The organism is uncultured Nitratireductor sp., from assembly GCF_913053745.1.
Lineage (GTDB): Bacteria > Pseudomonadota > Alphaproteobacteria > Rhizobiales > Rhizobiaceae > Nitratireductor.
Genome location: NZ_CAJXGF010000214.1, coordinates 1 through 5793, shown reverse-complemented (window position 1 = coordinate 5793; position 5793 = coordinate 1). Strand labels below are relative to the sequence as shown.

Genomic DNA, 5793 nt, shown 5'->3' with positions numbered 1-5793 from the left:
GCCGGTTTCCCATTGGCGCGCACACCGCAGCACATGGCCAATCTGCGTGCCGACTGGATCACGCCGATCGAGGGGCTGAGCGCCTGGGCGGAGGCGACTTATCACGGTTCTGAAATCAATGCCGGACTGCGCATTGGCGATGCCGGCACGCCGATCTACGCGCCGGATGGCTCAACGGTTCTGGCGCGCGAGTATGACGCCTATACCACCGTCGATCTGGGGGCGAGCTACGAGATCAACGACAATGTCAGGGTCAATGCCGCCGTATACAATCTGTTCGACGAACGCATCGAGCTAGACGAGGCGAATGCGGTGGTCGAGGGCCGGCGTTTCTGGCTCGGCATGACATCGACCTTCTGAACGGGATGCGCGCGTTGAGAATACCCGTGCGATATACCGCCGCCCTTGCGGCGGCGGTGCTGATTGGCGTCGGCCAGGCGCAGCCTGAGGAACAGCAGTCACTCGTGAGCGATATATTCGAGCAACAAGGCGCCAATGGTGTCGCTTATCGAATTTTCACCGCACGGCCGGCGAACCTCGCGGAAAGTGAGCGCCTGCCCGTGATCTATATGATCGATGGCAATCGGATGTTTCCACTGGCGCGCGAGCGGATGAAGAAGACGCCGAAGTTGCGCGCCATCCTGGTGGGGATTGGCTACCCGACCGAGGATCGCGAAGAAATCGTGCGGTTGCGCTATGTCGACCTGACGCCACCGACGCCGGAGGAGCGGATGCCGCGTGCGCCCGGACGCGTTGCGCCGCAAACGGGCGGGCGGAATGCGTTCTTCACCTATATGCAGACGGAGCTGCGCCCCGAGATCGAGCGCCGGTTTGCCGTCGACACGGACAGACAAACCCTTTTCGGGCATTCACTGGGCGGCCTGTTCGCGCTTCATGTGCTGTTTCGCGAGCCGGATGCTTTCGGAACCTATGTCGCGGCCGATCCATCCGTCTGGTGGAACGGGCATGGCATTCTTGCGCAGAGGGATGGCTTTCTCGAAAGCAGCCGTCGCAAGAACGCCGCTGGCCGGGAACTGCTGATCGAAACGAGCGGCAAACGTGTCGAGCGGCCCGGTTTGGACGCCGATACCCGCAAGAAACTCGCTGCTTTGCGGTCGGGGCCCGACGGGCGCGATATATTCGAAACGCTTACGGCGCACACTGACATGAAACTCGTATACCGGCATCTGGAGAGCGAGGGACACGGGAGCATGATCCCGTTTTCCGTTTCCGACGCCCTTCGTTTCGCGCTGCTCGGCGAAGCGCCGGAGAACGGCGCGGCGCGATGATGTCAGGCGGCGGTTTTCCAGGCGATCTCGGGCTTCTCGCGCCAGGCGAAACGCGTAAGGTGATCGTCGATCACGTGTTGCGCACGGGCAAGTTCCTCGTCCGTTTTGGCGCTGCATTCGATGGTCAAAGCGGACTCGTCGGCATCCAACCGGCAATCGCCGAAAGGGAAGTCCACCCTGCCCTGCGTGGCGTCGTAATCGACCTTCACCTTGTGCGCGAAGTGTTTGCAAAGCTGTTGCAGATATTTCGAAGCGTGCCGAGTCGTCACGACGGCTTTGGATTGCAGCATGGGTAACTCCGATGAAAGAGGGTCGGAACTGTGTGACGAAACGCGCAAACAGAAAAGTTGATTGCCATAATCATATTTGCTAACCGAAATTCTGACAAGGGCGTTGTCTGCTTTGCCGGATCGCGGGCGAGCAGGCTTTCCCCTTCATCCTCCCAGACATTTGGAGCGTGTCGATGAACTCGAAAATCAACTCATTTGCCGGGCGTTTTCTGGCTTCCGCCATCGCGCTTGCGACTTTCCTGCCGGGCTATGCCAATGCCGAGGAGATCACCGTCAAACACGCACAGGGAGAGACCGTGCTTCCGGACACGCCAACGACGGTGCTGACATTCGATTTCGCTGCGCTGGACACGCTCGATGCGCTGGGGGTGGAGGTTGCAGGCGTGCCCAATACCCTTATTCCCGCTTATCTCTCCAAGTACGAAAGCGACGCCTACGCCAAGATCGGGTCGCTGTTCGAGCCCGATTTCGAGGTTGTGAACGCGGCCGAGCCCGACTTGATCATCGTCGCGGGCCGATCTGCAAGGCAGTATGAGGCGCTTTCGAAGATCGCACCGACCATCGATCTCTCGGTCGTTCCCGACAATTTCCTGAACGGCGCAAAGGAAAACGCACGCAAACTGGGCGCGATCTTCGACAAAGACGAGGAAGCGAAAGAAATGATCGGCAAGCTCGACGAGTCCGTCGCTGCCCTTCAGGAAACCGCCAAGAATGCAGGCAAGGGACTTATCATCCTGACCAATGGCGGCAAGGTGTCGGCTTACGGGCCGGGCTCGCGGTTCGGCTGGCTGCATGACGATCTCGGCGTGACGCCCGCAGTCGAGGATGTCGAGGCCGCCACCCATGGCGAGGCGGTTTCCTTCGAGTTCATTCTCAAAACCAACCCGGACTGGCTCTTCGTCGTCGATCGCGATTCGGCTATCGGCAGCGAAGGTCAGTCGGCAAAGCAGACCCTCGATAACGAACTCGTCGCCGCGACCACGGCCGCGAAAGAAGGCAATATCTATTATGCCGACGCGGTTCGCTGGTATCTGGTCGGTGGCGGCATGACTGCCCTCCAGGCGGAAGTCGACGCACTGTCCAAGGCTTTGACTGCGGTCGACTGACAAGGACATGCAAGCCGCCGCCAGCATGCCCGTTCGTTCCCGTCCCACCGCCGGTCTTCTGCTGGCAGTCGGGATCGTTCTCGTCCTCGCGGTCGTCAGCCTGTTCATCGGCGTGGCGGACATGCCGCTTCGCGATCTCGTGAGCAGCGGCGGCGACGCGCAAGCGCTCCAGCTTCTTCTGGTCAGCCGTGTTCCGCGTACCTTAGCCCTGGTGCTGTCTGGTATGTCCATGGGCGTGGCGGCACTCATCATGCAGATGCTGTTTCGCAACCGTTTCGTGGAGCCGACGACAACGGGCACCGTGGAAGCCGCCAGTCTCGGGCTTCTGGCGGTGGCGTTGCTGGCACCGGGGCTTCCGGTCTTTTCCAAGATGCTGGTGGCCTCCGCCTTCGCGCTCGCGGCCACGTTCGTCTTCCTGCGCCTCGTGTCGAGGATTCCAGCAAGCTCCAGCCTCGTCGTGCCGCTCCTCGGCCTGATGTTCGGCGGCGTGATAAATGCGGTGACGACCTTTTTCGCCTACCGCTACGATCTTCTGCAATCGCTCGCCGCCTGGACGAACGGCGATTTCTCCAGCGTGCTGCGCGGCCGCTACGAATTGCTGTGGATTGCCGGCGGGCTTGCCATACTGTCCTATATTGCAGCGGACCGGTTTACCGTAGCCGGTCTCGGCGAAAGCTTTACCCGCAACCTCGGGCTGAACTACGGACGCATTCTGGCATTCGGTCTCGTGATCGTGTCCATGGTGTCCGCATCCGCGGTGGTGACCGCCGGAACAGTGCCCTTTCTGGGGTTGATCGTCGCCAATGTCGTCAGCATGACCGTCGGCGACAATCTGCGCCGCGCTTTGCCATGGGTGGCGGTCTCGGGGGCGGGCTTCCTGCTTGCCTGCGACATTGTCGGCCGTACGCTGCGTTTTCCCTACGAGATTCCGGTGGGCACGGTGGCGGGCGTGCTGGGTTCCGGCATCTTCCTCTACCTCCTTCTGCGGCGGCGGGCGCGCTTTGGCTGAGAAATCTTCAAGGCAGCGGCCGCGCATCGCGCTGGCGGTTCTCGCGGTCGCCGCCATCGTGGCGATGGCGGCCTTCATGACGGTGGGCGCGAAGGGCAATTGGGATTTCGTGCTGCCGTTTCGCGGCGGCAAACTGCTCGGCCTTCTGCTGGTCGCCTACGCGGTCGCAACGGCGACGGTTCTGTTTCAGACGATCACGAGGAACCGAATCCTCACGCCGGCGGTGATGGGCTTCGATTCCCTTTACGTTGCCCTGCAGACGGCGCTTGTCTTCTTTCTCGGTACGCGCGATCTGGCCAATGTCGACATGCGGCTGCGCTTCGTTCTGGAGACGCTGTTGATGGTCACCATGTCCATGGCGCTTTTCTACTGGCTGTTTCTGAGCCGCCAGCGCAGCCTGCATCTCGTTGTGCTGGCGGGTGTCGTGTTCGGCGTCTTCTTCCGCAGCCTGTCGCACATGATGCAGCGGATTCTCGATCCCAATGAGTTCATCGCCTTGCAAGACATGCTGTTCGCCAGTTTCAACACCGTCGATCAGCAATTGCTGGCGGTTTCGTCGGCGATCGTCCTGGTGACGGCTTATGCGAGCCGCCGGCTTCTGGCGAAACTCGACGTGCTGGCGCTCGGGCGGGACGTGGCGATCAATCTCGGCATCGATTATCAGCGGGTGGTGATGCTGCTGTTTGCGATGATCGCAATCCTCGTTTCCGTATCCACGGCGCTTGTCGGACCGGTAACCTTTTTCGGATTGCTGGTTGCCAATCTCGCCTATCAGGCGGTGGGCACGGATCGGCATAAATACACGCTGCCGGCGGCGACATTGTTTGCCATCGTCGCGCTGGTGGGCGGGCAGACCGTGCTGGAGCGCGTGTTCGGGTTCGATACCGCGCTCAGCATCATTATCGAGTTTACCGGCGGCATTGCCTTCATGCTGCTGCTTTACCGGAACCTGAAGCGATGATCGAAATACGGAATCTCACCAAGACCTATGACGATGCGGCGGTGGTCAACGATGTCAGCCTGTCGCTTGCCGAAAGCGGCATTACCGCCATTGTCGGCCCGAACGGAGCGGGCAAGTCGACGCTTCTGTCGATGATCGCGCGGCTCATTGCGCCGACATCGGGTCAGGTGCTGGTGGACGGTCTCGATGTGCAGCAGACGCAAGGAGCGGTGCTGGCCAAGCGGTTGGCGATCCTGAAGCAGAACAATCAGGTGGGTATGCGCCTGACGGTGAGTGAGTTGGTGGCGTTCGGCCGGTTTCCGCATTCGGGCGGACGGCCGACCGTTGAGGACGAACGGCATATCGACGAGGCGATCTCGTATCTCGGGCTCGACGATCTGCGCACGCGGTTTCTGGACGAATTGTCGGGCGGCCAGCGCCAGCGCGCCTTCGTCGCCATGGTGCTGGCGCAGGACACGAAATATGTGCTGCTCGATGAACCGCTAAACAGTCTCGACATGAAGCACGCAGCGGCGATGATGAAGCTGTTGCGGCGCACGGCGGACGATCTGAAGAAGTCGATCACCGTGGTGATCCACGACATCAATTTCGCCTCGATCTATGCCGATCAGGTCGTGGCGATGCGTGACGGACGTGTGGTGCTGCAGGGTGAATCGGCTGAATTGATGCAGGAAGCGGTTCTGCAGGATATCTACGACACCGTCGTGCAGGTTCGCGAAGTCGAAGGCCACCGGCTGGGGCTTCACTATCTCTGATCGTTGCCAGGCTCAGCCATTGCCGCCACGCACCGATTTGCGCCACGCCATCGGTGCGGTGAGATGAACGATGCGCGGCTCGTCGCCTCTTTCGCCATCGGCGAGCCAGTCGATGGCGGCCGAGGCGATTCCGTGTATGGGCTGCCCGAAAGTGGTCAATTGATACGCGTCCCAGCCAGCCTGCGGGATGTCGTCGAAACCTATGACCGAAAGGTCCCGGGGGATCGAAAGCGAGAACCGGTGGCGGGCGGCGTCCATCACGCCGCAAGCGATCAGATCGGTGGTGCAGAAAACGGCATCGGGACGCTCTGGGCGCACAAGCAGGCGTTCGCCGAGGGTGAGACCGCTTTCGTATCCGGTGGGGCCGAAACGTTCGCAGATCA

8 protein-coding genes are annotated in these 5793 nt (G+C 61.1%); 6 read left to right on the top strand and 2 right to left on the bottom strand.

Annotated features, from left to right (window positions below; all coding sequences use genetic code 11):
• The coding region (locus QZ638_RS22080; protein ID WP_295814611.1) for a TonB-dependent receptor at positions 1 to 360 on the top strand (360 nt) is incomplete at its 5' end.
• Positions 361 to 386: 26 nt separating this feature from the next.
• Positions 387 to 1289, top strand: a complete 903-nt coding sequence (locus tag QZ638_RS22075) for an alpha/beta hydrolase-fold protein (protein WP_295814609.1) — start codon at positions 387 to 389, stop codon at positions 1287 to 1289.
• A gap of 2 nt (positions 1290 to 1291) precedes the next feature.
• Here QZ638_RS22075 and QZ638_RS22070 read toward each other — a convergent pair whose 3' ends face one another.
• Positions 1292 to 1579 (bottom strand): DUF2218 domain-containing protein, encoded by a 288-nt coding sequence (locus tag QZ638_RS22070; RefSeq protein ID WP_295814607.1) that lies wholly within the window; start codon positions 1577 to 1579, stop codon positions 1292 to 1294.
• Between the two features lie 173 nt (positions 1580 to 1752).
• Here QZ638_RS22070 and QZ638_RS22065 point away from each other — a divergent pair, with 173 nt between their 5' ends.
• Genes QZ638_RS22065 through QZ638_RS22050 form a run of 4 tightly spaced genes read left to right on the top strand, consistent with a single transcriptional unit; the run spans position 1753 to position 5410 of the window.
• Positions 1753 to 2685 (top strand): siderophore ABC transporter substrate-binding protein, encoded by a 933-nt coding sequence (locus QZ638_RS22065; RefSeq protein ID WP_295814604.1) that lies wholly within the window; start codon positions 1753 to 1755, stop codon positions 2683 to 2685.
• A 25-nt stretch (positions 2686 to 2710) separates the two neighbouring features.
• Entirely contained in the window at positions 2711 to 3694 is a 984-nt protein-coding gene (locus QZ638_RS22060) for an iron chelate uptake ABC transporter family permease subunit (protein ID WP_295814602.1), read from the top strand.
• Entirely contained in the window at positions 3687 to 4655 is a 969-nt protein-coding gene (locus QZ638_RS22055) for an iron chelate uptake ABC transporter family permease subunit (protein ID WP_295814601.1), read from the top strand. Before QZ638_RS22060 ends, QZ638_RS22055 begins: the two co-directional genes overlap by 8 nt.
• Positions 4652 to 5410 carry an ATP-binding cassette domain-containing protein gene (locus QZ638_RS22050; RefSeq protein ID WP_295814597.1) on the top strand — a complete coding sequence of 253 codons (759 nt, stop codon included), beginning with the start codon at positions 4652 to 4654 and terminating at the stop codon, positions 5408 to 5410. The genes QZ638_RS22055 and QZ638_RS22050 overlap by 4 nt, the downstream gene beginning before the upstream one ends.
• Before the next feature lie 12 nt (positions 5411 to 5422).
• Here the strand turns inward: QZ638_RS22050 and QZ638_RS22045 are convergent.
• Positions 5423 to 5793, bottom strand: a 371-nt coding sequence (locus QZ638_RS22045; RefSeq protein WP_295814595.1) for a substrate-binding domain-containing protein, incomplete at its 5' end; no start/stop codon positions are given.

Coding starts and splice junctions, on each gene's coding strand:
- QZ638_RS22060 (WP_295814602.1), top strand. CDS start 2,711: ATGCCCGTTCGTTCCCGTCCCACCGCCGGTCTTCTGCTGGCAGTCGGG.
- QZ638_RS22065 (WP_295814604.1), top strand. CDS start 1,753: ATGAACTCGAAAATCAACTCATTTGCCGGGCGTTTTCTGGCTTCCGCC.
- QZ638_RS22070 (WP_295814607.1), bottom strand. CDS start 1,579: ATGCTGCAATCCAAAGCCGTCGTGACGACTCGGCACGCTTCGAAATAT.
- QZ638_RS22050 (WP_295814597.1), top strand. CDS start 4,652: ATGATCGAAATACGGAATCTCACCAAGACCTATGACGATGCGGCGGTG.